Here is a 26,912-nt window from a genome sequence, read left to right on the forward strand (position 1 = left end):
TTTGCTTGGTTTTTTACTTTAATTCATTATTTTCATATGTTCAAATGGATAATAAATTGCTGCTAATTCTCCTAATACATCAGCTTTATCAATGAGTCCTAAACCATTTCTACTATCTCTGCTTATTAAGCGATTATCTCCCATAACAAAAATCTTATTTTTAGGAACTGTAATCGGTCCAAAGTCCTCCGTTAAATTCATAAGTTTTTTTTCAGCTTGTTTTTTATTACTATACAAATACGATTCCTCTATCACTTCATGATTCACATATAATTGATCATTTCTCACCTCAATAACATCGTCAGGCAAACCAATAACCCTTTTCACATAAAAATTATCTGTCTTTACAACAATAATATCTTCTCTCCCATAACTTTCAAATTTCTTTGCCAACTTATTCACAATCACCTTATCCCCATCTTGTAACGTTGGCTTCATAGACGCCCCTTTTACAGTCGTAGGAAAAAATACGAAAATTTTCGCCAAAAGCACGAGCAAACAAGCAATTGCAATTGTTCCAAAGAATTCACGCAAACGTTTTTTCTTTTGCATCATTCCACCATCTTATCGTTTTTTTTACTTTTATTATAAAGACTTCAACTGTATATTTTCCACAAGATTCTGAATTGCGAAATTACAATATTACAAAAATACAAATAATAATATTCAAGAATGTATTATTTTGATATACTATACCTTGCATTTATCATTATATTTTTAGTTACTTAGGAGGACTTTTTCTATGAAAGTTATGCTTAAAAATGAAAATACCGGTCAAATTAAACAAGCAAAAATTGGTTTTAGTTGGACTGTATTTTTCTTTGGTTTCTTCCCTGCTATATTCCGTGGAGACTGGAAATGGTTTTTAATTATTTTAGTCGCTAGTATGTTTACATTCGGATTCTCTAACTTAGTCTTCTGCTTTATTTACAACAAGCTTTACATCAATGATTTATTATCCCAAGGTTATAAAGCAGCAGATGAATACAGCCTTTCTGCTCTACAACAAAAAAACATTGTAGCATAGTAACAAAAAAGATACTCTTCAAATAGTCTATCCACTATTCGAAGAGTATCTTTTTATATTCCCACATATACAATACACATTTGAGCCGCTACATATGTAAACCAAATCCAAAGTGGTTCATACTTTAATTTGCGCCCTCCAATATCTGTCACGCCAATAATAAAATCAGAAATCACAAATAGTAAACCACCAAAAGCTGGTATCCACCATATTCCTGTATTCTCATAGTATAAGGCGAATGCAAAGCAAGCCATTCCTCCAACCCACAATCCGTAAATTAGCGCCCCTATCGTAAACAATTTATCTTGTTTCTCATTTCGAATAAAAAAGAACCATCCTATAATGAGAAAGAGTCCGTATACGAGTAAACCAATCCAAAAACCATTCCATGAAATGCCTGTTTGCAAAAATGCTTTTACATAAAAACAATGCGCAAGCGCGAAAGTAATCATCCCTCCAATTAGCCTGTGACCAATTGGAATTAAACCTGCCATAAATAAATCCCCTACAGTTGATAACGTCATACCTAGTGCAACCCACGTACTATAATCTACTGATGGATCTTGTAACCATATCCAAATTGCACTTGCTGTTAAAGAAAAACTAAGAATAAGACGCACCGCTAAAGGTAACGGCATATTATTTCTTTTCTTTTTTGTCTGTCCTATTGCATAAATTACACCAATTAAAAAAAGAATGATTTGTGCAATTAACACCATGTAAAGTAGATTCATAACACGTTCTCCCCAATAAATGCTTTTTGTATCTTTTTTCGTTATACCTAGTCTATTATCCTTTTTCTACATAAAAAAAGAAGAACAGTACTGTTCTTCCATTGTAATCGGTTTTCTGTTATTTATGCTACTTGTTTTTCTTGCTCCATTTTCTGCTTAGCTGGCGTACGATTCACCACGATAATTCCCACGGCTACACATGCTAAACCAAATAATACAAATGAATGAATTGCTTCTCCTAAAATCATGCTCGATAATAACACACCAAATACGGGTATAAAGAACATGTACATTGATACTTTTCCAACTTTGTTGTACTTCATAATTGTATTCCAAATACAAAAGCCTGCTGCGGATAAGAAAGATAAGTAGATAAGCATAAGTATTGCATGTACACTAAATGTAAATGGCATGACTCCAACTTGCAAACCCCCTATACATAATAGCCCGATAGAACCAAAAATCATTTGGTATGCTGTCATATAGCCAACATCTAATGTTTTACTACCTTCTTTCGCCAATATATTCCCATACGAGTACAACATTGCTGCACTCATAAGTAATAAACTACCAATTCCGAAATGGAATGACAAACTACCATCACTCGGTACATTTACTAAAACGACACCACAAAATCCGATAGAGACTCCAATTATTTTTTTCATATTGAGCGCATCGTCTTTATATAAGAAGTGCGCAAGTAAAATTTGAAAGAATGATGATGTTCCTGAAATGATAGCTCCTTCAATGCCAGAACTATAACTCATTCCAATATAAAAACATATATATTGAAGAAATGTTTGAAATAAGCCAATTTGTACTAACTGCTTCCCCGTTCCTTTTTTGAAGCTCATATCTTTTCCTAACGCTTTAAAGAAGAATAAAAGCATAACCCCAGATAAGAAGAAACGATAACCAGCAAATAATATTTGCTCCCCAACTTCTTGTGGCTGAATTCCAAGTTCAGCATAACTTAATTTAATAAAAGGAAATGCGCTTCCCCATAAAAAAGTTGCTACTATTGCAGCAATAAATACGCCAATCGGATGGGTAAAAAATTTCTCTGTCTTCACTTGTTGTCTTCCTTTCCGATCTTTTTTACGAACAATATTCATATATACCAAAGGAAGTGTGAAAACACAAGTTTTCAGTTTATATGCAAACAAAAACATATCATCTAACGAAAACATATGCTATACTATAGAATAATTACAACATAATAACTGTTAAAAACAGATTCAACAGAAATGCTGCTATCCATTATGGATGGCAGCTTTCGTCGTTTTATAGGGGTTTCGATTTTGATTATTTTTCTCAATAAGAATTTGGAAGGAGCGAGTAGTAATGAACTCAGAAGTAAAAACATTACAAGTACAAAAGTCTATTTCTGATCCCTCTTTATGGGATACATTAAAGAAACATTATGAACTTATATTTGCAATCGCATCTGGTATTTTCATTTTAGCTGGTTGGTTATTCACAAAGAACGATGTAATGAATGTAGGCATTACTTGCTATATCCTTGCTTATATAGTTGGTGGATATGCAAAAGCAAAAGAAGGTATTGAAGATACAATTGAGGAGAAAGAGCTAAATGTCGAAATGCTTATGCTCTTTGCTGCTATCGGTGCTGCAATTATTGGCTACTGGGCAGAAGGTGCCATTTTAATCTTTATCTTCGCACTAAGCGGTGCGATGGAATCTTATACATTAAGTAAAAGTCAAAAAGAAATTTCAGCGCTTCTTGATTTACAACCGGAAGAAGCATTACGTATTTCAAATGGAACTGAAGAACGTGTTCCTGTTGGACGATTACAAATTAACGACATTATTCTAATTAAGCCAGGTGAGCGCGTTCCTGCTGACGGTACGATTCATAGCGGTGAAACAAATATCGATGAGGCAGCGATTACTGGTGAACCTATTCCAAATGAAAAAAAACATGGTGATGAAGTATTTGCTGGTACTGTAAATTTACGCGGTGCTATCGAAGTTACAATTACGAAGCCGAGTGATCAAACATTATTCCAAAAGATTATTCGTCTCGTTCAAAGTGCACAAAGTGAAAAATCACCATCACAACTATTTATCGAAAAGTTTGAAGGAACATATGTAAAAGGTGTACTACTCGTTGTTGCGCTTATGATGTTCGTCCCTCATTTCTTACTAGATTGGAGCTGGAATGAAACGTTTTATCGCGCTATGATCTTACTTGTAGTCGCATCTCCTTGTGCACTCGTTGCTGCCATTACACCAGCAACGTTATCTGCTATTTCTAACGGCGCAAGAAACGGAATTCTCTTTAAAGGTGGCATACATTTAGAGCGTCTCGCTTCAGTAAAAGCAATTGCTTTTGATAAAACAGGAACATTAACAGAAGGAAAACCTACTGTAACAGATGTATATGTTCGAGAAAATATGACAAAAAAAGAAGTACTTTCTATTACAGCAGCAATTGAAAGTCACTCTACACATCCTTTAGCTGAATCTATTGTGAAATATGCACAACATACGTATGACATTACATTAAAAAAACCAGAAAATGTTGAAGATGTAACTGGTTTTGGGCTAAAAGGAATATTTGAAAGCAAAGCTTATAAAATAGGTAAAGCTGATTTTATTGGTGAAGAAACAAAGACATTTCATAATGGTGTTTCTGCCTCACTTGAAAAAGAAGGTAAAACTGTCGTTTATATTAGTGATAAGGATGGCATTCTTGGCCTTATCGCTTTAAAAGATACGCTTCGCCCAGAAACGATAGCTGCTATTCGCGAATTACAAAGTATCGGTGTCGAAGCAATTATGATTACTGGTGATAATGAAGAAACAGCAAAAGCAATTGCCTCTGAAAGTAATATAAAGGAATATTACGCATCATGCTTACCAGAAACAAAAGTGGAAACGATTAAAAAGCTAAAAGAAAAATACGGGACAGTAGCAATGGTCGGAGATGGTATAAATGATGCCCCTGCACTCGCTACTGCTAGCATTGGTGTAGCAATGGGAGAAGGAACAGACGTAGCTTTAGAAACGGCAGACGTTGTACTTATGAAGAACGAGTTATCTCGACTTTCACAAGCAATTCGTTTATCAAAACGAATGAACCGTATTGTAAAGCAAAACGTAATCTTTTCACTAGCTGTAATTGCAATGCTCATTTGTTCAAACTTCATGCAATTTTTAGCTCTTCCATTCGGTGTTATCGGGCATGAGGGAAGTACGATTCTTGTTATTTTAAATGGCTTACGATTATTAAAAGGAAACAATTAAAACGGGTCCCTCATAAAGGACCCGTTTTTTCTAATGGTAGCTATTATGCCCGTTTGCACTACCACTCGTCTTATGCTTTGGATGCGAACTACTCTTTTGTTTATTGTTATTTTTATTGTTGTGATTCTTTTTATTATTACTCATGAAATATCCCCCCTGTTCCCTATTATTATGGAACAAGAGCTCACTTTTCATTACGGGAATTATTGTCACCCGTCCTATAATGATGGAGTAAACCATTAATTTCACCGCCAAGTAAAATTACCCATCCAGTTAAGTAAAACCATAACATTAAAATAATAATACCACCGAGACCACCATATGTATTGGCGTAATTCGCAAACTTATCTACATAATAAGCAAATGAGTACGATACCACAATCCATCCTACAGTAGCAAATGTTGCTCCTGAAATGACTTCTCTTCTTTTTAATTTTCGATCTGGTGCAAATGTATATAAAAAACTAAACAATGCAAATAACACGAAGAAACTCGCTACTAAACGCGTAATACTCCACACGTAAGAAAAACTATCCGATAAACCAATTGCTTTAAATACAGCTGCCCCAATGACTTGTCCAAACACTGGAACAATTAGTGCAAACACAATCATAAAAATAATCGCTAATGTAAATACAATTGATAACGCCCTCGTTTTAATAAAAGAACGTGTTTCTGTTACATCATACGCACGGTTAAAAGCATTCATCACCGCATTTACACCATTTGAAGCAAACCATAGCATTGATAATAAACCAAATGATAATAAACCACCATTTTGCTCATTTACAACTTTATCAACGTTTACTTCAATTAAAGACATTGCATCTTCGGGTACGTACGGTTCTAATAAGTTGAGCACACTTTCTGTTTGAAGGTCAATGAATCCAAGAAGCGTAATTAAGAAAACAAGCCCAGGAAAAATCGCAAGCAAGAAGAAATAAGCGAGCTGTGCTGCCAAGCCCGCTACATCATCGCGCATCGTTCGGTCATATAAATCTTTACCAAACGAATAAGTACGATTTCTTCTCACCTTTTCTAAAATTTTTCTCATATATGGTTAAACGCTTTTCTTCTCTTCTTTATCTTGCTTCAACTCAATGTACGCTTCAGTTTTTTTTTCCTCTACATTGGAGTCTTTCATAAATAGTTCACGCGCTTCTTTCATACCGCCATCTTCAGCAACTACCGGCTCTTCTTCTGCTTTCAGTTCATCTACTTTTGGAGAAACGGCTTGAATTTCAATCGTTTCTGGCTTCTCTGCTGGCTCAACCTTTTTCTTACTAAAAATTTCTTTCGTTTCTTTTAACGTCTCTACAACAGACGGCGTCAATTTTTTAATTTCTGCTACTTTTGCTTTCACTACATTTAAATCAGCAAGTTCGCGTCCTTTATCTGTAACAGTTTGCACTTTTTCTTTAATCTTTGCATTTTCACCAATTTCAATCATCTTTGTTTTTGCTTTTTCTGCAGTATTTTTTACTTTTTCACGGTTTTCTTTCTTCAACATAGATACAGCTACACCTGCAGCTACACCAATCGCAATGTTTCGAGCAATATTATTTTTCTTTGCCATATTCCTTCACCCTTTCATTTCTTATGTTAGAAAGTATTTCTTTCTAAGCTTCCTCATATTCCTTGTTCTTTTCGAATGAAAGCTAATAGCTTTGCACACCCTTCTGTTACAAGGTCATATACTTCTTGGAAATTCCCTGTATAGTAAGGGTCGGGAACGTCTGTCCAGCCACCGTCTGGAACAAAATCGGACAGCCTACCAATATAGCCTCCAGTTTTACCTAAACTTTTTAAATCTGCTATATTCTTGTTGTCCATGGCAATAATATAATCAAACTTTGTTAAGTCTTCTTTTTCTACTTGCCTTGCTTTAATTCCTTCAAAAGTGACTGCATTTTCTTTTAAAATTTTTTGTGTTCCTTTATGTGGCGGATGGCCAACATGCCAATCTCCAGTTCCTGCAGAATCAATGACAATTTTCTCTTCGAGTCCCTCTTTTACGACAAGATCTCGAAAAATCGCTTCTGCCATCGGAGAACGGCAAATGTTCCCAAGACAAACAAACAATACTTGAACCATATTTTTGTTTCTTCCTTTCTTGGTGCATTTCTTTATATATACTTATAGTATAAACAACCAATTATTAAATATAAAGGAAATCCCTACTAATTTAATAGGATTGAAAAGATTCATTAACGAAAATGATAAAAAATGTTAAGATAGCCTTATGTTATTTTAAAGGGGGACACTTCGGTGGATTTATCCGTAAAGTCAGAAGAAAACGTTGAATATATGGTCGAAGCTATTAAAGAAAAATTACGTATGGTTAATGCTGGAGCGATGAGAGCTGCTAGTTTTAATGAAGAAATGTACGAAGACTTACGTGACATTTATGAGCATGTTATGAAACGTGAAACATTCAGCATTAGTGAAATGCAAGCTATTACAGAAGAATTAGGTACATTAATTAAAAAGTAAAGGAGCCTCGTTTATGAGGCTCTTTTTTATTTCCAACAAATTCATGACAACTCTTCTCTTTCCCTCAAGCAACTGTAAAATATTGTACAATAGAAGTAGAACCTCACCTTAGATTTTTTCTCCATACATACTACTCACAAATAATAGCAACACTACCATTGCTAACTGTTTTTACTGGAGGTGCTTACTTATGAGCAATTGGTACAGTAAGACGAAAGACCAAACATTAATCGACTTAGAAACAAACGAACAACACGGTTTAACAGAAGAAATTGTAAATGGACGTTTAAAGCAATATGGTTTTAATGAATTAGCTACAAAACAAAAACGCACTTTATTGCAGCGTATTTTCGCCCAAATTAATGACGTCCTCGTATATGTCCTTATTATTGCTGCTCTTATTTCTGCCTTTGTAGGTGAATGGGCTGATGCAAGTATTATTGCACTCGTTGTAGTTTTAAATGCTGTTATCGGTGTCGTCCAAGAATCGAAAGCAGAACAAGCTTTAGAGGCATTGAAAAAGATGGCGACACCTAAAGCTATCGTCAAGCGAGATGGTGAACTAAAAGAAATTCCATCTGAGCACGTCGTTCCAGGTGATATCGTTATGCTCGACGCCGGACGATATATCCCATGCGATTTACGCCTGATCGAAACCGCAAATTTAAAAGTTGAAGAATCTGCTCTAACTGGTGAATCTGTCCCTGTTGATAAAGAGGCAATCTACCACCCTTCCATGCAAAGTGATGAACAAGTACCACTCGGTGATCAAAAAAACATGGCCTTCATGTCTACCCTTGTAACATATGGAAGAGGCGTCGGTGTTGCTGTTGAAACTGGAATGAACTCACAAATTGGTAAGATTGCTACCCTGTTGCATGAAGCAGACGATGATATGACACCACTTCAAAAAAGCTTAGCACAAGTCGGAAAGTATTTAGGCTTTGTTGCTGTAGTGATTTGTATCGTTATGTTTCTCATCGGCTTTTTACAAGGACGAGATACACTAGAAATGTTTATGACTGCTATTAGTTTAGCCGTTGCAGCTATTCCAGAAGGTTTGCCAGCTATCGTTTCCATCGTTCTTGCAATTGGTGTGCAGCGTATGATTAAACAAAATGTTATCATTCGGAAACTACCAGCTGTTGAAGCTCTCGGTTCTGTCACAATTATTTGTTCAGATAAAACAGGTACGTTAACACAAAATAAAATGACCGTTACTCACTTTTATAGTGATAACACATACGATCAATTAGAAAATTTAAATGTAAATAATGATGTGCAACGTCTATTGTTAGAAAATATGGTGCTATGTAACGATGCGTCTTACAACAATGAATCACAAACGGGAGACCCGACTGAAATTGCTCTTCTCGTTGCCGGCAGCACCTTTAATATGCAAAAAGATCATTTGAAAAAAATACATGAACGTGTAAATGAGCTGCCTTTCGATTCAGATCGTAAAATGATGTCAACCGTGCATACATATGATGAAAGCTACTATAGCATGACGAAAGGTGCTATCGACAAACTCTTACCTCGATGTACCCACATATTTAAAAACGGTAAAATCGAGGTTCTAACAGATGCTGATAAAGATCAAATATTAGAAGCCGCTAGGTCAATGTCTCAAGAAGCTTTAAGAGTACTTTCATTCGCGTTTAAACAATACAATTCAAACGATGTGGATATAGATCATCTCGAAGAAAACCTCATCTTTATTGGTCTTGTCGGTATGATCGATCCACCGCGAACTGAAGTAAAAGATTCAATTACAGAATGTAAAAAAGCCGGTATTCGCACAGTTATGATTACTGGTGACCATAAAGATACCGCCTTTGCAATTGCTAAAGAACTTGGCATTGCTGAAGAAATATCTGAAATTATGATTGGAACTGAATTAGATAACATTTCAGATACAGAACTAGCAAGCAAAATTGATCACTTACATGTATTCGCTAGAGTCTCTCCAGAACATAAAGTAAAGATCGTAAAAGCATTACGTGAAAAAGGCAATATCGTTTCTATGACTGGTGATGGCGTCAATGACGCTCCATCTTTAAAACAAGCAGATGTTGGCGTAGCGATGGGCATTACAGGAACAGACGTTGCAAAAGGGGCAGCGGATGTCGTATTAACAGATGATAATTTCTCATCTATCGTGAAAGCTGTTGAGGAAGGTAGAAACATTTATCGTAACATAAAAAAATCAATTCTCTTCCTACTCTCTTGTAACTTCGGAGAAATTATCACTTTATTTTTAGCCATTTTACTCGGCTGGGCAACACCACTACGACCTATTCACATTTTGTGGGTAAATTTAATTACAGATACGCTGCCCGCATTATCACTTGGGGTTGATCCTGAAGATCCTGATGTGATGAAGGAAAAACCGCGACATGCGAAAGAAAGCTTATTTAGTGGTAGCGTTCCTTTCCTTATTTTCAATGGGGTTGTCATTGGACTTTTAACGCTAATAGCCTTTATTGCCGGAGCAAAGTTCTATACTGGAGATACAAATTTATTCCCTCTTTTCCCAGAGCGAATTGATGAGGACGCTCTATTACACGCTCAAACGATGGCATTTGTCGTTCTTAGTTTTTCTCAGCTCGTTCATTCATTTAACTTACGTTCAAGAACGAAATCGATTTTTTCAATTGGGATTTTTACAAATAAATATTTAGTCTTCTCCCTTCTTATCGGTGTTCTTATGCAAGTTTGTATCATCTCCATCCCGCCCCTTGCAAATATATTTGGTGTGCATGCATTAACGCTGCGAGATTGGGGATTTGTTCTCTTATTAAGTATCATTCCGCTTGTTGTGAATGAAATCATTAAATTAGCGAAGAAAAACTAAAAGGCAATGAGGACTATTCCTCATTGCCTTTTCATTTATCCCACTATTCACCGGGCAGTAAACATCCGATCGGTGAAGGCTAATAATCAGCGGGAATGAACAAAACCCCACTGATTAAAGTTTCACTTTATCCTTGTAATTCTTTTTTAATGTTCTCAGTTAATGTAGCCATACGTTTGCGACTTTCTTCACGCTCACGTTTGTTTTGCTCTTCAATTTGTTGTGTTTCTTGCATGCCTCTTGAAATAATGTTCCAAGTTTCCTCAAGCGTTTCCATCTTAATACTAGAAGAACCTGATAACCTCGCTACTTCCACACTTTGCGTCGCGATATTTTGTGCATTTTTCTTCAGTAATTCATTTGTACGGCGATCAAGTTCAGCCATAGAATCTGCAACAAGCTTTTGACGCTTCGCATTTACTGCTTGAATGATACCATTTTTAAAGATAGGAATCGTCGTAATAAATGCTGTATTGATTTTACCAATTAATTTATTATTACCACGTTGAATCATACGAATTTGTGGTGCTGTAAGTAACGCAACCATACGTGCTTTTTCTAAATCATCAATACGCTGTTCTAAAATTTCAACAGAGTTTTTAAGAGACTCTAATTCAATACCTGCTAATTGGTCATTGTTACGTACACGCTCTTCATACATTGGAACTAGCTCTGTATTTAAACGCTCTAATAACATTTCCCCTGCTACTACATATTTTTCTAAGTCTAAGTAATATTTTAAGTTTTGCTCATATAAACCGTCTAACGTACCAATTGATTTCTTCATTTCATCTTGATACTTCGTAATTTCCACATACACTTTATCAATTTCACGGCCCATCGTTTGATACTTGCTAAAGATTTGTTCAATCATTTTATCCGCTTTTTTGAACATACGTGAGAAGAAACCACTTTTCTCTTCCGCAAAGTCTTTGCTATCGAATCGGTCCATAATTTTACCAAGTTGTTTTAATAATTCACCCGAATCTTCTATTTTTGATAATGACATTGTATGTAAAATTTGATCAGCGAAACGTGAAATTTCCATAGAAGGTTCTTTTCCAAGTTCGATTAATTCTAATTGATCTTTAATATCTACCGCATTATAAATACGTTGTACATCTGCATCTTGTCTAAGCTGCAAGCGAACATCTTGTGCTGTTTGCTCATTTAATTCTGTTTTCGAATCTAGTATGACTGGGTTATTCATATGGTATTCTCCCTTTCCTTATAAAAATGGACGAAATAGTCCTTTTATTGTTTGTGATAAATTTTTATAGGCTGATGAACCATGAAACTCAAGATCGAAATTAACTTCTTCAAGCCAATGTGAATCAAATGCCTCCGCTTCAATATACGGTTCAATGTCGTTTCTTCCTGTTGGATTGAAGTGGAATACATCTACTCCTATTTGATTTAAAAATAGTAATAAAACAGCATCAGAACGAGTCAATTCTCCACTCTTCTCATTATTAAATATAACAATTTTTGGTACATCTTGTGAATAATCAAATTTCTCAAGCTGCTCTAAAATATTTGGTGGTATTTGAGAAAGTTGTGCAAAAACATATAGCGCTACATCTTGTTTCGTCTCTTTTGCAATTGGTTTACACATTTCACTTTCACACGTATGGATGATTGCCTCTGCAATACCATGTTGTAATCCTTCTGGCAATCGTTTATGCGGCCACCAATGACTGTTCATAATTAAATCTGGATGCAATTTTCCCCCGCGGTCTAATGCATCTCGATAATGGTATTGGAAATTTGCTTTCTGTTCTTTCGTAAACGGAAATACATTAATTAATAAACTATTATCAAATGATGTAACAGCCTTTAATCGTTGAAAATATTCTTTATCATTTTTTGAAACACCTGATATTTTCGCAAATAAAGAAGGAATATAAATGTGTTTATTTTCAACAAAGAATGTCGGGCGTACGAACGCCTTTTCCTTCGTAATTAAAAAGAGTTCATCGTATGTTGTTTTTAATGTACGAGCTACAGGCGTATAGGAACGAAATTGCCACGGCTTGTACAGCAGTGAATTATCGTGGTGAAGTACTTGCTCAATTTCTTTTGAAGCTTGATACGCTACTGTTGCTACACGCTCGCGACGGCGGTCTGGAAATGGTTCAAGAGAAATGCGACCTGGATGAGACACAATAAAACTTCTTCCTTCTTCATCAACATTCTCAAATCCATCTTTTCCTTCTGGATGATAATAAAGTACATCGCAGCCGAGCATAATAAGAAAATATAAGAAATATATACGGCTTTCCTGTGCATCACCGTACCAAACGATACGCGGCATTTGTTTCTTATAGTTAATCGTAGAGAACCACTTCGCTACGTAATTTTCGCTTAATTTAATCATATCGATTAAGAAACGACGGAAGCCTTCTGTCTTTAAAGATTGATTATGTTGTTTCTCATATAATTTCAATACAGAAATAAATGTCGTATGTATATAATGTTGTAAATCCGGATTGTCTACTTTTGGCAAAAGTTGTTTCCCAGATAAGTGCGCCACTAGCCTATTTACTGTTAGACCATTTGGTGCTTCTTGATGTAATCCGAACACTTCTTGAATATGACGAAGTTTTTCTGAATCAATTACTTTATTTAAATTTTGTTCATGTAAAACTTCAATTCCTTTCGCTTCACTATAATCAAATAGTTCATTGAAATATTCATCTACATCATTAGGAACGCCAAGGATTCGACATGCTATATAACTAAATTTCATCTCATTCTCTGTCAGCTCATATTGTGGACGTTTTTCTAAAAGCGTTTCAAATTGCTTTAAATCTGATTCATCTTTTAATGCATATGGTTGAAGTGTAAAACGTGAAAACACAACAGTTCACCTCCAAAAACATTTACGTTTTTTCTAAGTCTTTCTTCTATTATAAACTATTTTTGGTTATAAAAAATGGGCGCTCGTAAAACGAGCAAACCCATTTCAATTATTTATTGTCTTCTTTAGTAGCTGCAACTTCTTCTTTAGCTTGTCCAGAATTCTTCATGTAGTGAAGTATAAATGTTGCTCCAAATGCTACAACTAAAATAATGAAGAACACTGTATGGCTTATTTCAATATGAATAACAGACAGTAACATTTTTGCTGCGATAATTAAGATTAAAATATATGCTGTCGTTTCAAGTTCTGGAATACGCTCTAACAATTTTAAGAATACACCAGCGATACCACGCATCATTAAAATACCAAGCATTCCACCTAATAATAGAATCCAAACTTCATTTGATACACCAAATGCAGCAAGTACGCTATCTACAGAGAATGCGATATCCATTAATTCAACCATCGCAACTGTTCCCCAGAAGACACCAAACATTCTGAAGAGAATACTGTTTTGGTTCATACCATGAGCTTCCTCTTCTTCTGCATTACCTTTTCGTTTATCAATAAAGTATTTAACTGAAAGCCATGCTAAGTAAAGTGCACCTAACACTTTTACCCACGCTAATTTAATTAAGAACATTCCAATTCCAATTGCGATAAATCGAAATACATAAGCTCCAATAAGTCCATAGAATAATGCTTTTTTACGTTTTTCTTCCGGAAGGTGTTTTACCATTACCGCTAATACAAGTGCGTTATCAGCAGATAACAATCCTTCAAGTACAACAAGTGTACCTATTAATCCCCAAGATACTGGATCCTGCAACACTTTAATCCACATGTCCAAGTCGAAAAATTGAGCATACGTATCAAGGATTCCTTGCAAAATACTCATCTTACCTATATCCCCTATTCTTTGCTAGATTTATAGAAAGGTCAAAAAAAGGAAACGAATATCGTTTCCTTCCTATGCATCCAAGCCATACGCTCTTACAAGCGCACCTAAGCCACCTTGGAATCCACTTCCTACTGCATTAAACTTCCACTGTCCATTATGACGGTATAATTCACAAAAGACAACTGCTGTTTCGATGGAGAAATCTTCCCCTAAATCAAAACGAAGAACTTCTTCATTCGTTTCTTCATTCGCTAAACGAACGAACGCATTTCCTACTTGTCCAAAGTTTTGACTACGGCCTTCTGCATCATAAATTGTAACTGTAATAGCAATTTTGTGCACATCTGCTGGAACTTTCTTTAAGTCCACAACAAGTTGCTCATCGTCGCCTTCACCTTCACCTGTACGATTATCTCCTGTATGTAGAACAGATCCACAAGGAGACTGTAAATTGTTATAGAAGATAAAATCAGTTTCCTTCGTACATTTTCCGTTCACATCTAATAAAAAGGCAGATGCATCTAAATCGAAATCAGCTCCACCATCATAAGATTTAATATCCCAACCAAGACCAATTACTGCTTTCGTTAAGCCAGGGCTTGTTTTACCTAAATCGATTTTCTGTCCTTTTTGTAACTGAATGGCCATTTATATTCACCTCTATATTTTAATCTTAAAGAATATATCCATCCGCAAATATATATTTAAGGATGGATATATAACTCTATTACTCTACGTCTAAACCAAAGTTATTACATAGAGACGCTAATCCACCTTGGAATCCACTTCCGATTGCATTGAACTTCCATTCACCTGCATGACGGTATAATTCACCTACTACAACCGCTGTTTCAATAGAGAAATCTTCTCCTAAATCGTAACGAATTAACTCTGCATTCTTTTCTTCATCTAAAATACGTACGAAAGAGTTAGAAACTTGTCCGAAGTTTTGGCTGCGTCCTTCTCCATCGTAAATTGTGATTGTGAAGCAAATACGTTCGATATGTGCAGGTACATTTTTCAAATCTACTTTGATAGATTCATCATCGCCTTCACCTTCGCCAGTTCGGTTATCTCCTAAATGCTCTACAGCACCATTTGCGCCTTTTGGATTATTATAGAAAACGAAATCCTCTGCACCTGAAACTTTACCGTTCGCACCTACTAAGAAAATACTAACATCTAAATCAAAATCAGCTTGTCCATCATAACGATTTGTATCCCAACCAAGTCCTACAAGAACTTTTGAAAGACCTGGATTCGTTTTTGTTAAGTCTACCTTTTGTCCTTTTTTCAATGAAATTGATGCCATACACAATTCCTCCTCGGTTTATTTTATTGATAACGTGATACAATCTCACTTAAGTTTTTATCTTGTGTGCCTTCTCCAACAGCTGAAAACTTCCATTCACTTCCGTGGCGATACATTTCACCTGCAATTAGAGTCGTTTTGCCAGCATAATTATCAGATAAATTATAGCGTGCGAATTCTTCACCAGTTTGCGGGTTTTGAATACGAATATATGCATTACGAATCATCCCGAAATCTTGACGACGATTTACACAGTCATAAATATTTACAACGAATACTAAACGATTAATACGGCTCGGAACTTTATGTAATTCTACGAAAATTGTTTCGTCATCACCAGCGCCTTCACCTGTTAAATTATCTCCTGAATGAATAATACTACCACAAGTAGAAAGCTTGTTTCCGAAGTAAACTAAATCGTTTTTATTTAAAAAACGATCCCCTTCTAACATAACAACAGATGCATCACAATCTACATTTGGTTTACTTCCAAATAATGAAGACAGAAATCCACCTGATTGCCCAATTGGATCCCAGCCTAAGCCAACCTGTAGTTTTGCTACTTTTGGTTGTCCTTTCGTTAAATCGATCTTTTGACCTTTTTCTAAAATAATAGGCATGCAGTTTCTCCCTTTCTACAAAGCATTTTCCAAATCGGAAAATATTGTATTCTTCCCTTATATTGTAGCATTATTTACCTAGTGATAAAAAGGATAAATTCTCAGTTATATGAAAACATTCATATAATTTACTTATGATGATGTAAGAAGTGGTAAATAGCACCAACCATTCCTGCACAATTACCGTTTTGCGCAAGTTCAATCTCACAATTACTATAAATCTCTTTATTTAAGTATTTACTAACCTCTTCTTTTACTTCTTTTAAAAACTCATTTCCTCTAGCTGTAATTCCTCCACCAATAATAATTGTTTCTGGATTAAAAATATAAGCAAGATTACTAATTCCAATCGCTAAATGTTTAAAGAACACCTCAACTACTTGCGTAACTTCCCTATCTCCTTTATCATACAGTTCGAAAATCGTTTTCCCATTCCAATCACCTTCTCCTTTATATTTTCGGACAAGATGAATTAACCCTGAAACGGAAGCGACCTCTTCAAACGCTTTTCCTTCTATTAACATATTTCCCCACTCACCAGCACTAAACGAATGCCCTCTATATAACTCTCCATCTATAAAAATCGCTCCTCCAATACCAGTTCCAAGGGTGAGCATAATAAAGTTTTCTTTCTCTCTTCCACTACCATTCCACTTTTCTCCAAACGCTGCACAATTCACATCATTATCAATAGATACAGGAACTTTTAATACATCTTCCAATCTATTCATAATAGGAATCATACTATAGCCCGGAATATGATCCACACCTCCCGTCACAATCCCTTTATTAACGTCAACAATTCCCGCAGTACTAATACCCATTCCCGAAATCGTATGTTCACTTATTAATTTTTTTGATAAAAGAATGAGTTTTTGAATGATTTTTTCTCCGCCCAAATGAATTTCTGTTGGAACTGTTTTATGCTTTAGTACTGTTCCTGTTTCTGAAACAATTCCATATTTAATGTGTGTACCACCAATATCAAATGCAATATACTCTTTCATCTGCTGTCACTTCCTCTACTGTAATGGGTGTGAAATTCCCACTACTCTACTATTATAAAGAATTTACACTAACTCTTTTCTCTCTTTAGAAATACACCACCTTTTTCTATATATAGTTTTTTTTGCATAAAACTCTTTTTCCTATGAAATATTACAAAGGGATGTATTTTAGATGGAATATTAATTTTTCAGGAGGAAATCAATGACGAAAATTTTTATTTTAGCATCAACTCTTTCTTTATCTTTTTTTAGTGGTTTAAATATCGGTAATGCAGCAACAGAAAACTTCTCTCCAATAACAAACGCGATTGTACAAAATAACGATCATCTCGCAGAAGGTAACTCAAAAGATAATAATAAACCACCTGGAAACGGTGGTTCTCAGGACGATAGTGGTTCTGGTGGCAATGGTTCTGACGGTAACGGCTCTGATGGCAGTGGTTCCGGCGGCAATGGTTCTGGCGGTAACGGCTCTGGTGGCAACGGTTCTGATGGCAATGGTTCTGGCGGCAATGGTTCCGGCGGTAGCGGCTCTGGTGGCAACGGTTCTGATGGCAATGGCTCTGATGGCAGTGGTTCTGGCGGCAATGGCTCGGGTGGCAACGGTTCTGGCGGTAGCGGTTCTAGTGGTAACGGCGCTGGTAGCAATGGTTCTGGTGGTAACGGTTCTGTTGGCAACGGTTCTGGTTGCAATGGCTCTGGTGGCAACGGTTCTGGTGGCAACGGTTCTGGTGGCAATAGCTCTGGTGGTAATGGCTCTGACGGCAACGGTTCTGATAGCAGTGGCTCTGGTGGCAACGGTTCTGGCGGCAGTGGCTCTGGTGGTAATGGCTCTGACGGCAACGGTTCTGATGGCAGTGGCTCTGGTGGCAACGGTTCTGGCGGCAGTGGCTCTCAAGGCGGAAACCGCGTTAAAGGCGATAGCAGTTCTCAAGGAGAAACTGACTCTCAAGGTGGTAACGTAAAAGATAACGCGAAAAAACAAGGCGATAAGTTACCGAATACTGCAACACATTATCCTGCATCTATTTTAATGGGATTTTCAACATTCCTAATTGGTATGTTACTATTCATTCGCCGTAAAAACGCAAAATAAAAACATATCCTTCCATCTTAAAAATACATGAAACAAATTGTAAAACTAAAAAGGACTTTGGATTGCATTTTATTATGCAGCCTAAAGTCCTTTTCATCCTTCCTATCCAAAAGAGCATTAATACGCTTTTCCCCAATACACCATTTGTTTCGCTTCTTTACCACAACAAATACATTCGTCAGCTAAATTCTCTTGCTCAAAAGGCATACAGCGAGAAGATACTCCGACTTCTTCTTTTAATTTCTCTTCACAAGCTAGTTCTCCGCACCACATTGCCTTAATAAATCCTTGCTTTTCATCAGCTACTTTTTTCATCTCTTCAAACTTCGTCACACTATACGTATTTTCATCACGAAATACTTTTGCTTTATTAAATAAAGAGTTATGAATTTCCTCAAGTAGTGCTGGAATGCGTTCTTCTAATTGATCCATTGATATAAACTCTTTTTCTTTCGTATCTCTTCTTACGAGTACAACTTGATTCTTTTCAATATCTTTAGGACCAACTTCTAATCGAATTGGAATACCTTTCATTTCATACTCATTAAATTTCCAACCTGGTGTTTTATTACTAGCATCTATTTTTACTCGTGCAACCTTTTGAATATGTCCTTGTAACTCTATCGCTTTCGCCAAAACTCCTTCTTTATGCTGCGCAATCGGTACAATAACAACTTGCACTGGTGCGACTTTAGGAGGCATTACAAGCCCATTATTATCACTATGAACCATAATCAGTCCACCTATCATTCTCGTTGATACGCCCCAAGATGTTTGGTGTACATATTGCCACTTACCGGTACGATCTAAAAATTTAATATCAAATGCTTCAGAGAAATTCGTTCCAAAGTTATGGGATGTTCCTGTTTGAAGTGCTTTCCCATCATGCATTAAGCTTTCAATCGTATAAGTTGCCTTTGCACCCGCAAATTTTTCTTTTTCTGTTTTTTGTCCTTTAATTACTGGTATCGCTAAATAGTCTTCACAGAAAGAAGCATATAGATTTAAAATATTTAACGTTTCAGCTTGAGATTCTTCTGCTGTTTCATGAATTGTATGTCCCTCTTGCCATAAGAATTCCGTTGTGCGAAGAAATGGCCTCGTTGTCTTTTCCCAACGAACTACTGAACACCACTGATTATATAACTTTGGCAAATCATTATAGGATTGCACAATTTTTGAAAAGTGCTCACAGAATAAAGTTTCAGATGTAGGGCGTATACAAAGTCTTTCTGCTAATTTTTCATCCCCCCCATGTGTCACCCATGCTACTTCAGGAGCAAATCCTTCTACATGATCCTTCTCTTTTTGTAATAAGCTCTCTGGGATAAATATTGGCATATACACATTTTCATGACCAGTTGCTTTTAACTTCTCATCCATAACTTTCTGCATATTTTCCCATAAGGCATAGCCGTACGGACGTAGAATCATACATCCTTTTACACTTGAATAATCAACAAGTTCTGCTTTTTTTACAATATCTGTGTACCACTGTGCAAAGTCCTCTTCCATCTTCGTAATCGCTTGTACTTGTTCTTTTGCCATAGTCAGTTTTCCTCCTTCTAGAAAATACAAAAAAGCCCGCGTCCCTAAATAGGGACCGAGCTTTGCCGGCGTTACCACCCTGATTCATGCACAAAAATTGCGCATGCTCTCTTTTTGATAACGGGAAATTCCCGCTGCATATGCAGAACGCAAAGGTAGGTTCCATGTTGTCTTTTTAAGAATCTTTCAGCCTGACGGATTCTCTCTCTGCTAAAAAGGTTGAACATATACTAGTCCTTTTTCATCGTTATAACAAAATAAATTTGTTGAATATCATAATATAAATTTCACTTCAAAACAAGAGTGAATTTTCTTATTTTTATATATTCTTTTCATTTTTTACAGTTTTATACGTAGCTTTTTCGTGATATTTTTAAAAGTTGATGTGCAATCATACCAATAAGTGTACCAAGTAGGACGAAGAAACCAATAAACCCATACCCCATTCCTTCCCATCCACCAATAACCATCATTGTAACAGGAAAGGATGCTAAACAAAGAAGTATTAAACTAAGTGCAAATATAATATCGAACTGCTTGTCTGGAAACCGTTTCTTTAGTAAATACGAAATAGCAAATACAAGGATAATCGTGATTCCGCCAATGATGTAAAATATACCAAATCCATCTAACCAGTCCATACTATTCCCTCCTTCCATAGATTCCCTTATACTTATTATATGTTCAACTTTTCTGAAAATAAATAATAAATTTTATTTAAAAACATATTTTTATTACTAGGTATTAATAGTAGTATATAGTAATAGGTTTTATATAATTAGGAGGATTACTTTATGGATAAAGCATTAACGAATCGTGTCATCATTTTATCATTCGACTGTTTATCAGCTTTAGATTTTCCTATACTACAAAAATTACCTCACTTCCAATCTCTAATCAAAAAGGGCACGGTTGTCGAAAAAGTAGAACCAATTTATCCTTCTGTAACATACCCAAGTCACTCAACAATCGTAACTGGTAATTACCCTAATAAACATGGTGTTGTTAGCAATACGTTACTTCAACCTGGACGTGAATCACCCGATTGGCATTGGTACCGAAAATCAATACAAGGAACAACGTTATATGATGAAGCACATAAAGCAAATTTAACGACAGCTGCCCTTCTATGGCCTGTTACCGGCAGAGCAAATATTGATTACAATTTACCAGAAATCTTTCCAAATAGACCGTGGCAAAATCAAGTTTTAGTTTCATTATTTAGCGGTAGCCCGCTATATCAATTAGATTTAAATCGTCGTTTCGGTCATATACGAAATGGACTGTCACAACCTGAACTTGATGATTTCGTACTTGCTTCTGCTGTGCATACAATCCAGACGAAAAAGCCTAATGTCATGTTTGTACATTTCACCGATTTAGACACCCAAAGACACTATCACGGCTTTGAATCAAAAGAAACAATAGCCGCAATTCATAGACATGATGAGCGACTAGGGAAAATTATTCAAGCTTTAAAAGACAGTGGACTATACGAAGAGAGCACCATTATCGCTCTTGGTGATCATAGCGCTTTAAGTGAAAACAAAGCCATTCAATTAAATGTATTATTTCATCAAAAAGGGCTTATCTCTATAAATTCAAAAGGAAAATTAGTAGACTGGAATGCTTATTGCCAAAGTTGCGATGGGTCCGCCTATGTATATGTGAAAGACAAAAACGATACCGATACAATTCGAGAAGTACAACTACTCCTTGAAGAACTGCTTCAAAATAAACAAAACGGTATTGAATTTATACTTCATGATGAGGATGCGAAGGAATGCGGTGCAGATGGCAATTGTTTATTTATGTTAGAAGCACGAGAAGGGTATTATTTTACTGAAAACTATACAGGAGATTTTATAAAAGAAATTACTGAAAAAGATGTTACGCCTGGTAAAAAATATACATTTGGTACGCATGGATACTCTCCAACAAAACCTAACTATGAAACAATTTTTATAGCTGTCGGGAAAGGAATAAAAAGCGGCATTACCATACCGTATATGAGACTTATTGATGAAGGCCCAACTATCGCTAGACTACTCGGTTTACACTTAGGTGAAACAGACGGATCAATTGTAGAGGATTTACTCCAATTGTAAAGAACTGTGTATATATGTAAAAGTTATGTAAAATTCATCATTGTTTCTCTTTTTATAATTTTTATTTTTGTACACTGTTAGTAGAACAAATTTGAGGGGGAACATTATATGAAAAAAATGTCCAGACAAGAAAAAAGCTGGATATTATACGATTGGGCGAACTCCGTATATTCGCTCGTCATTACAACCGCATTATTCCCAATTTACTTTAAAGCAGCTGCAAAAGAAGCCGGGTTATCTGGTGCAACTTCAACAGCATATTGGGGATATGCAAACTCGTTCGCAACACTTTTAATTTCTATACTTGCTCCTATTCTCGGCACAGTTGCTGATTATAAAGGATTTAAAAAACGATTTTTCACATTCTTCTTTGGACTCGGTATCGTATTTACAAGTATGCTAGCAGTCGTTCCAACATCTCAGTGGTACTTATTACTAGGATGCTATATGCTCGCATTAGTCGGTTTTGCTGGAGCAAACATTTTTTATGATGCATTTTTAGTAGATGTCACTTCTGAAGATAGAATGGATCGAATTTCTACAAGAGGTTTCGCTTTAGGCTATATTGGGAGTACTATTCCATTTATCGGTTGTATCGCTCTTATCATTCTTGCTCAAAAAGGAACTATCCCTTTATCAGTCGGCATTGCTAGTCAAATTTCATTTGCGATCACAGCTCTTTGGTGGGGATTATTTACAATTCCAATGCTAAAAAACGTAGAACAAACGCACTATATTGAACGTCACCCAAGACCAATTACAATGAGCTTCAAACGCCTTGCTGATACTTTTAAAAATATTAAAGAATATAAAACGGTCTTTATGTTCTTAATTGCTTACTTTTTCTATATTGATGGGGTCGATACAATTATTACTATGTCCACCGCTTACGGAACAGACCTCGGTATTAGTGCGACAAATCTATTAATCATATTATTCGTCACACAAATTGTAGCTTGTCCATTCGCTTTATTGTACGGAAAACTATCGGAGACATTTACCGGTAAAAAAATGCTATATGTCGGTATTATTATTTACATCATTATCTGCATATATGCTTATTTCTTAAAAACGACACTCGATTTCTGGATTTTAGCAATGCTAGTTGCTACTTCTCAGGGCGGGATTCAAGCACTTAGTCGTTCCTATTTTGCAAAACTAGTACCTAAAGAATCGGCAAATGAATTCTTCGGATTTTATAACATATTTGGCAAGTTTGCCGCGATTATGGGTCCAATATTAGTCGGTGTTACAACGCAATTAACCGGAAAAACAAACGCTGGTGTCCTTAGCATTATTGTACTATTCCTTATCGGGGGATTCTTACTAACTAGAGTTCCAGAAAATCATACATCCGTTACACCACCTAATCCAAAGACTAAAACACTATAAGAAAAAGATCCTCTTCACATAAGAAGAGGATCTTTTCTATACTTTTATTAATAACGTCCCACAATGAAAGACGCTACATCTTATACAAAAATAGTTTATCAACAGTTGTTCCTAATACTTCCGCTAAACGAAAAGCTAATGCTAAGCTTGGATCATATTTATTATTCTCAATTGCATTTATCGTTTGTCTTGAAACTTTACATTTATCAGCTAATGCACCTTGTGAAATATTATTTTCAGTGCGTAATTCATAAATTTGATTTTTCACATCTTTTCTCCTAACATGTAAAATCGTTTTTACAACATTAGTATATAATCGGTACATTTCATTGTCAAAAGACTACCACAAAAAAGGGAGCAGTTTTGCTCCCTTACAATAGTTATTTCGAGGCTAACGAACTTGTTAGTTCCTCTTTATTCGCGACATCTTCTTTATTTATTTGCATGCGTAGAACTGGTCCTATAGCAAATAAAATAAGTGCCATCGCTATACAAAATACAGTAACTAGTGAGGTCATCTCCTTCAATCCTCCAGCTAGTGAAGTTCCGATTAACATTGCCCCCATAAACAGCGGTAAAATTGTTCCATTTACTCTCCCGACCATATTTTCTGGTACAAGTTGAATCATAAGCGTACCGACAACGATATTAACACAAGCTAAACAAATACCTGTTCCAAATCTCATGAAACTAGTAATCCAAAATGATGTAGATATCCCTTCTACTAAAAATGACATCGCTAATATGCTCATACCGAATATAAACATCTTTTTCGGATTCACTTTTGAAGCGAAAACTGCAGCAACAATACCACCGATTAACATACCTATCCCATCAGCTGCGGCTAAATATTGAACTGCTTCCTTTTCCATTCCAAGCCGTTCTATTACAAGAAACACTTCTAATGGATTCGTTAGTCCAACAGCTAAGCCTATAATGGTGAAAGTAATCGTAATCATACGTAAATTTTTTGTATGAAGAACGTATTTCCACCCTTCTTTTATATCATTTTTTAATGAATCCCTCGCCACTTGCTCTTTTTCAACCCATTTTGGTAAGAACGAAAGGGCGATAGCAGATAACAAAAATAAAATGATTAAACTATATAGTGACGTAAATAAACCAAGTTGTGTATACACAAGCGATCCTACCACTGGTCCAAAAATCAGAAATAATGACTGTAATGTTTGGTTAAATGCAATCGCATTTGCTATCTGTTCTTCTTTCACGTAGCGCTTAAATATACGCGAAGATGATGGCTGAGAGAACTGACCTACAATTGCGGAAATGAGTGTTGCAAAAAATATAGCCTGCCAATAATCCAGCTTTAACAACAAGACAATACCTATAATAGATAGTACACTTAACACATCTCCAGCGACCATTGTTCTTTTCGGATTCCAGCGATCAGCTAGCGCACCACCGATAAACGAGAAAATAAAAATAGGTGCATATTCCATAACCGATAACAATGAAACGGAAACTGGATCATTATTCGTTCGCTCCATTATGAAATATAGAAGGGCCATATTTCTGATCCAAATTGCAAATTGTTGTAAAATATCAGACGCCATAACGAGCATAAATGCTCGGTTTTTTAATAAAGCGTTCATTTTCATTCCCCTTTCATAAACCGACCGTTCGGTCTAATTTATTTTATAGAAAAGCAACTGACTTATTATTCAGCTGCCATTCCTTTTAACAATACATCTATTGCCTTTTTATAAATACGTTGTAGCTCTTTATAATCTAACTCATAATAAAGTACTCCAAGCCCTGATAATAATCCATTCACAATATACATAAGATCACGCGTATTATCTTCACGAAACTCTCCAGACTGTATGCCTGCTTCAATTAGTTTCTCAAACATAACATACGATTCTCTAGTTAAAGCTAATAGTTCATCCAAAATCTCTTTACTTACAACTTGGCTCATAGAGAATTCCTCTATTGCATTTGAAATTGGTTGCTGTATGTCCTCGACATGATATTCCGCGAGACCATATAGTTTTTCAGTATTCGTACTATACAACTTCTCTTTTTCATTCCATTTTTCAAGCCAATCATACGTATGCTGCTTTACTACAAATAAAAATAATTCTTCTTTACTTTTAAAGTGATAATAAATGCTTCCTTTACTTCGCTCTGTAATTTCACAAATCTCTTCCATAGATGTAGCTGCATAGCCCTTCTGTGAAAACAAACTTTCTGCTTTATATGCAATTTCTTTCTTTATCTCTTCTGCACTTCTTCTCATATTCACACCTCTTTAAACCGACCGTTCAGTCTAATAATAACAAATCAAAAACCTCTATCGCAAGAGGCTATATTCCTTATTTAAGAAAACGTACTTTCAAACCATGTTCGAATCATATGTATGATTCCAATTTTAAATCCTAATTTAACAAGAAATACGCCTCCCGCAGCTAATAAAAATAACATTACTTTCCCCTTGTTTTTCACTTTCGGTTCCCTTTTCATTTCTATTCCCCTTAGTACGTTAAAAATATTAATCAAACGTTTGTTTAACTGTTTTTATGCATATGTAAGCCAACTAATCAAACGTTTGTTTTAAAAAGAAATACGCCTATATAAGGCGCATTTTCATCAATCACCGCCACCTCCGCCTCCATCGCAGCTACCTCCGCTATCTCCACCGAAAGATCCTCCGCAATCATGTGAGCCTCCATCGTGCGAGCTATCATTATCAGATCCCGCAAAGAAAAATAATGGTGATGAGTTGTTAGATGAGTTATGAATGTTATTTTGTTTTGTAAGATTTACCTTCTTTTTGTTTGATCGAACTGCTGTTAAGATTGTTACAACTACAACAAATAATAGTATGAAAATAATAAATTCCATATAAAAACCTCCCTTAATCTTCGAATAATTGAATAGTTCTCTCTAGATTTTCAAGTGAAATAAAGCGCGATTCACGAAGGATCTCTTTTCCATTATAAAATAATAAAACTGTTGGCCCTGTAAATACTGCATATCGCCCTGCAATTTCTTGCATGTCTTGTAGTAATATTTCTACTTTCTCTACGTAATCATAATTCTCTAATAGACCATTTACTTTTCTTAGCATAACATCACAGACACCACAATTTTCCGTTTTAATAAAGAGCAGTACTAATTGTTGTTCTTCAACATATGTTGCTAATTCTTCTATCGTTTCAAATGTATTCATCTTATCCCTCTTAGCGTAATTTACGAAATACCTTATCTTGGTACATACGAAAAGCTGAACTATCTTTCATTTTCCTCTTTTCCATTACCTGCTGAAAACGCAGCGTTTTTGTTGTTAACTCTTCTTGTAATTTTTTTCTCTCCGCTTCATCATAACAGCACGCAATTAAGTCTTCTATTTTTAATATATCTTTTTGTAGTTCCATTTCTGGTGGAATCATGCCCGCATTTTTTAAAATTTTATAACTCATTCTCAGTTCTGGAGGTACCGTTGAAAGGTCTTCTAATTGTAGTGGTTTTCCTTTTCCCGGAATATGATCAAGGTCTCCATTCCGTATTGCTTGTCGAATTTTTTCTTCAGCAATGTTCAAAAAGACATCCACATTACTCCCTCCCTTACATATTTTTACTATTATTTTACATGAAATTTCATTATCTTGCTACGCTAATACAAATTGACCTCATACAATTTTTTCTCAAATTTAACTCCAA

The 26,912-nt window shown here is 35.6% G+C and carries 29 protein-coding genes and 1 other annotated feature; of the genes, 7 read left to right on the forward strand and 22 right to left on the reverse strand.

Annotated features, from left to right (window positions below):
• Positions 1-18 precede the first annotated feature (18 nt).
• Positions 19-555 (reverse strand): signal peptidase I, encoded by a 537-nt coding sequence (gene lepB / locus MR070_RS17985; protein ID WP_242261732.1) that lies wholly within the window; start codon positions 553-555, stop codon positions 19-21.
• Between the two features lie 187 nt (positions 556-742).
• Between lepB and MR070_RS17990 the strand changes: the two genes are divergently transcribed.
• Complete coding sequence (locus MR070_RS17990) at positions 743-1,027, forward strand: hypothetical protein (RefSeq protein WP_000867043.1); 285 nt, start codon at positions 743-745, stop codon at positions 1,025-1,027.
• Positions 1,028-1,080: 53 nt separating this feature from the next.
• Here the strand turns inward: MR070_RS17990 and MR070_RS17995 are convergent, their stop codons facing one another.
• Positions 1,081-1,761, reverse strand: a complete 681-nt coding sequence (locus MR070_RS17995) for a lysoplasmalogenase (RefSeq protein ID WP_001051052.1) — start codon at positions 1,759-1,761, stop codon at positions 1,081-1,083.
• 122 nt (positions 1,762-1,883) lie between these two features.
• A complete protein-coding gene (locus MR070_RS18000; protein WP_014481564.1) occupies positions 1,884-2,834 on the reverse strand; it encodes a DMT family transporter in 951 nt (316 codons plus the stop codon).
• A 271-nt stretch (positions 2,835-3,105) separates the two neighbouring features.
• Between MR070_RS18000 and MR070_RS18005 the strand changes: the two genes are divergently transcribed.
• Positions 3,106-5,031: a heavy metal translocating P-type ATPase gene (locus MR070_RS18005; RefSeq protein WP_242261733.1), complete on the forward strand. Its 1,926-nt coding sequence runs from the start codon at positions 3,106-3,108 to the stop codon at positions 5,029-5,031.
• Between the two features lie 184 nt (positions 5,032-5,215).
• On the opposite strand, the gene MR070_RS18010 is transcribed toward MR070_RS18005, so the two are convergent.
• Genes MR070_RS18010 through MR070_RS18020 form a run of 3 tightly spaced genes read right to left on the reverse strand, consistent with a single transcriptional unit; the run spans position 5,216 to position 7,125 of the window.
• Positions 5,216-6,085 (reverse strand): YihY/virulence factor BrkB family protein, encoded by an 870-nt coding sequence (locus MR070_RS18010; protein ID WP_001226530.1) that lies wholly within the window; start codon positions 6,083-6,085, stop codon positions 5,216-5,218.
• A gap of 6 nt (positions 6,086-6,091) precedes the next feature.
• Positions 6,092-6,607: a DUF4075 domain-containing protein gene (locus tag MR070_RS18015; protein WP_001085393.1), complete on the reverse strand. Its 516-nt coding sequence runs from the start codon at positions 6,605-6,607 to the stop codon at positions 6,092-6,094.
• Between the two features lie 53 nt (positions 6,608-6,660).
• The gene (locus MR070_RS18020) at positions 6,661-7,125 is read right to left on the reverse strand and encodes a low molecular weight protein-tyrosine-phosphatase (protein ID WP_000250909.1); all 465 of its coding nucleotides are present in this window, start codon (positions 7,123-7,125) and stop codon (positions 6,661-6,663) included.
• 174 nt (positions 7,126-7,299) lie between these two features.
• Here MR070_RS18020 and MR070_RS18025 point away from each other — a divergent pair, with 174 nt between their 5' ends.
• Entirely contained in the window at positions 7,300-7,524 is a 225-nt protein-coding gene (locus MR070_RS18025; RefSeq protein WP_000366197.1) for a DUF1128 domain-containing protein, read from the forward strand.
• Positions 7,525-7,714: 190 nt separating this feature from the next.
• Positions 7,715-10,381, forward strand: a complete 2,667-nt coding sequence (locus MR070_RS18030; protein ID WP_242261734.1) for a cation-translocating P-type ATPase — start codon at positions 7,715-7,717, stop codon at positions 10,379-10,381.
• 127 nt (positions 10,382-10,508) lie between these two features.
• On the opposite strand, the gene MR070_RS18035 is transcribed toward MR070_RS18030, so the two are convergent.
• From MR070_RS18035 to MR070_RS18065, 7 genes are all read right to left on the reverse strand, one after another.
• A complete protein-coding gene (locus tag MR070_RS18035) occupies positions 10,509-11,591 on the reverse strand; it encodes a toxic anion resistance protein (protein ID WP_001064400.1) in 1,083 nt (360 codons plus the stop codon).
• Between the two features lie 18 nt (positions 11,592-11,609).
• Positions 11,610-13,241, reverse strand: a complete 1,632-nt coding sequence (locus MR070_RS18040) for a YceG family protein (protein WP_070805153.1) — start codon at positions 13,239-13,241, stop codon at positions 11,610-11,612.
• Positions 13,242-13,350: 109 nt separating this feature from the next.
• Entirely contained in the window at positions 13,351-14,142 is a 792-nt protein-coding gene (locus MR070_RS18045) for a TerC family protein (RefSeq protein ID WP_000025694.1), read from the reverse strand.
• A 72-nt stretch (positions 14,143-14,214) separates the two neighbouring features.
• A complete protein-coding gene (locus tag MR070_RS18050) occupies positions 14,215-14,793 on the reverse strand; it encodes a TerD family protein (protein ID WP_001007531.1) in 579 nt (192 codons plus the stop codon).
• A gap of 79 nt (positions 14,794-14,872) precedes the next feature.
• Positions 14,873-15,457, reverse strand: coding sequence for a TerD family protein (locus tag MR070_RS18055; protein ID WP_000146723.1), 585 nt, complete (start codon positions 15,455-15,457; stop codon positions 14,873-14,875).
• Positions 15,458-15,480: 23 nt separating this feature from the next.
• Complete coding sequence (locus MR070_RS18060; RefSeq protein WP_001121583.1) at positions 15,481-16,077, reverse strand: TerD family protein; 597 nt, start codon at positions 16,075-16,077, stop codon at positions 15,481-15,483.
• 128 nt (positions 16,078-16,205) lie between these two features.
• Entirely contained in the window at positions 16,206-17,084 is an 879-nt protein-coding gene (locus tag MR070_RS18065; RefSeq protein WP_242261735.1) for an ROK family protein, read from the reverse strand.
• Positions 17,085-17,286: 202 nt separating this feature from the next.
• Here MR070_RS18065 and MR070_RS18070 point away from each other — a divergent pair, with 202 nt between their 5' ends.
• Positions 17,287-18,180, forward strand: coding sequence for an LPXTG cell wall anchor domain-containing protein (locus tag MR070_RS18070; protein WP_242261736.1), 894 nt, complete (start codon positions 17,287-17,289; stop codon positions 18,178-18,180).
• 117 nt (positions 18,181-18,297) lie between these two features.
• On the opposite strand, the gene proS is transcribed toward MR070_RS18070, so the two are convergent.
• Both proS and MR070_RS18080 read right to left on the reverse strand, forming a co-directional pair.
• Positions 18,298-19,728 carry a proline--tRNA ligase gene (gene proS / locus MR070_RS18075; RefSeq protein WP_242261737.1) on the reverse strand — a complete coding sequence of 477 codons (1,431 nt, stop codon included), beginning with the start codon at positions 19,726-19,728 and terminating at the stop codon, positions 18,298-18,300.
• Positions 19,729-19,775: 47 nt separating this feature from the next.
• Positions 19,776-19,982 (reverse strand) — a binding site (T-box leader).
• Between the two features lie 93 nt (positions 19,983-20,075).
• A complete protein-coding gene (locus MR070_RS18080; RefSeq protein ID WP_000383851.1) occupies positions 20,076-20,369 on the reverse strand; it encodes a YesK-like family protein in 294 nt (97 codons plus the stop codon).
• A gap of 153 nt (positions 20,370-20,522) precedes the next feature.
• Between MR070_RS18080 and MR070_RS18085 the strand changes: the two genes are divergently transcribed.
• Both MR070_RS18085 and MR070_RS18090 read left to right on the forward strand, forming a co-directional pair.
• Positions 20,523-21,836, forward strand: a complete 1,314-nt coding sequence (locus MR070_RS18085) for an alkaline phosphatase family protein (protein WP_242261738.1) — start codon at positions 20,523-20,525, stop codon at positions 21,834-21,836.
• 108 nt (positions 21,837-21,944) lie between these two features.
• Complete coding sequence (locus MR070_RS18090; protein WP_044790809.1) at positions 21,945-23,228, forward strand: MFS transporter; 1,284 nt, start codon at positions 21,945-21,947, stop codon at positions 23,226-23,228.
• A gap of 73 nt (positions 23,229-23,301) precedes the next feature.
• Here the strand turns inward: MR070_RS18090 and MR070_RS18095 are convergent, their stop codons facing one another.
• From MR070_RS18095 to MR070_RS18125, 7 genes are all read right to left on the reverse strand, one after another.
• Positions 23,302-23,553, reverse strand: a complete 252-nt coding sequence (locus tag MR070_RS18095; protein ID WP_002078892.1) for a helix-turn-helix transcriptional regulator — start codon at positions 23,551-23,553, stop codon at positions 23,302-23,304.
• A 55-nt stretch (positions 23,554-23,608) separates the two neighbouring features.
• Positions 23,609-24,841: an MFS transporter gene (locus tag MR070_RS18100; protein ID WP_242261739.1), complete on the reverse strand. Its 1,233-nt coding sequence runs from the start codon at positions 24,839-24,841 to the stop codon at positions 23,609-23,611.
• 65 nt (positions 24,842-24,906) lie between these two features.
• Entirely contained in the window at positions 24,907-25,488 is a 582-nt protein-coding gene (locus MR070_RS18105) for a TetR/AcrR family transcriptional regulator (RefSeq protein ID WP_001254436.1), read from the reverse strand.
• An 80-nt stretch (positions 25,489-25,568) separates the two neighbouring features.
• Positions 25,569-25,712 carry a hypothetical protein gene (locus tag MR070_RS18110; RefSeq protein ID WP_000817976.1) on the reverse strand — a complete coding sequence of 48 codons (144 nt, stop codon included), beginning with the start codon at positions 25,710-25,712 and terminating at the stop codon, positions 25,569-25,571.
• A gap of 126 nt (positions 25,713-25,838) precedes the next feature.
• Entirely contained in the window at positions 25,839-26,093 is a 255-nt protein-coding gene (locus MR070_RS18115; RefSeq protein WP_044790812.1) for a hypothetical protein, read from the reverse strand.
• 13 nt (positions 26,094-26,106) lie between these two features.
• Positions 26,107-26,421 carry a thioredoxin family protein gene (locus tag MR070_RS18120; protein WP_001091219.1) on the reverse strand — a complete coding sequence of 105 codons (315 nt, stop codon included), beginning with the start codon at positions 26,419-26,421 and terminating at the stop codon, positions 26,107-26,109.
• Positions 26,422-26,431: 10 nt separating this feature from the next.
• A complete protein-coding gene (locus MR070_RS18125; RefSeq protein WP_000382360.1) occupies positions 26,432-26,803 on the reverse strand; it encodes a DnaJ family domain-containing protein in 372 nt (123 codons plus the stop codon).
• Positions 26,804-26,912 lie beyond the last annotated feature (109 nt).

This window comes from Bacillus cereus group sp. BfR-BA-01453, assembly GCF_022662915.1.
GTDB classification, from domain to species: domain Bacteria; phylum Bacillota; class Bacilli; order Bacillales; family Bacillaceae_G; genus Bacillus_A; species Bacillus_A paranthracis.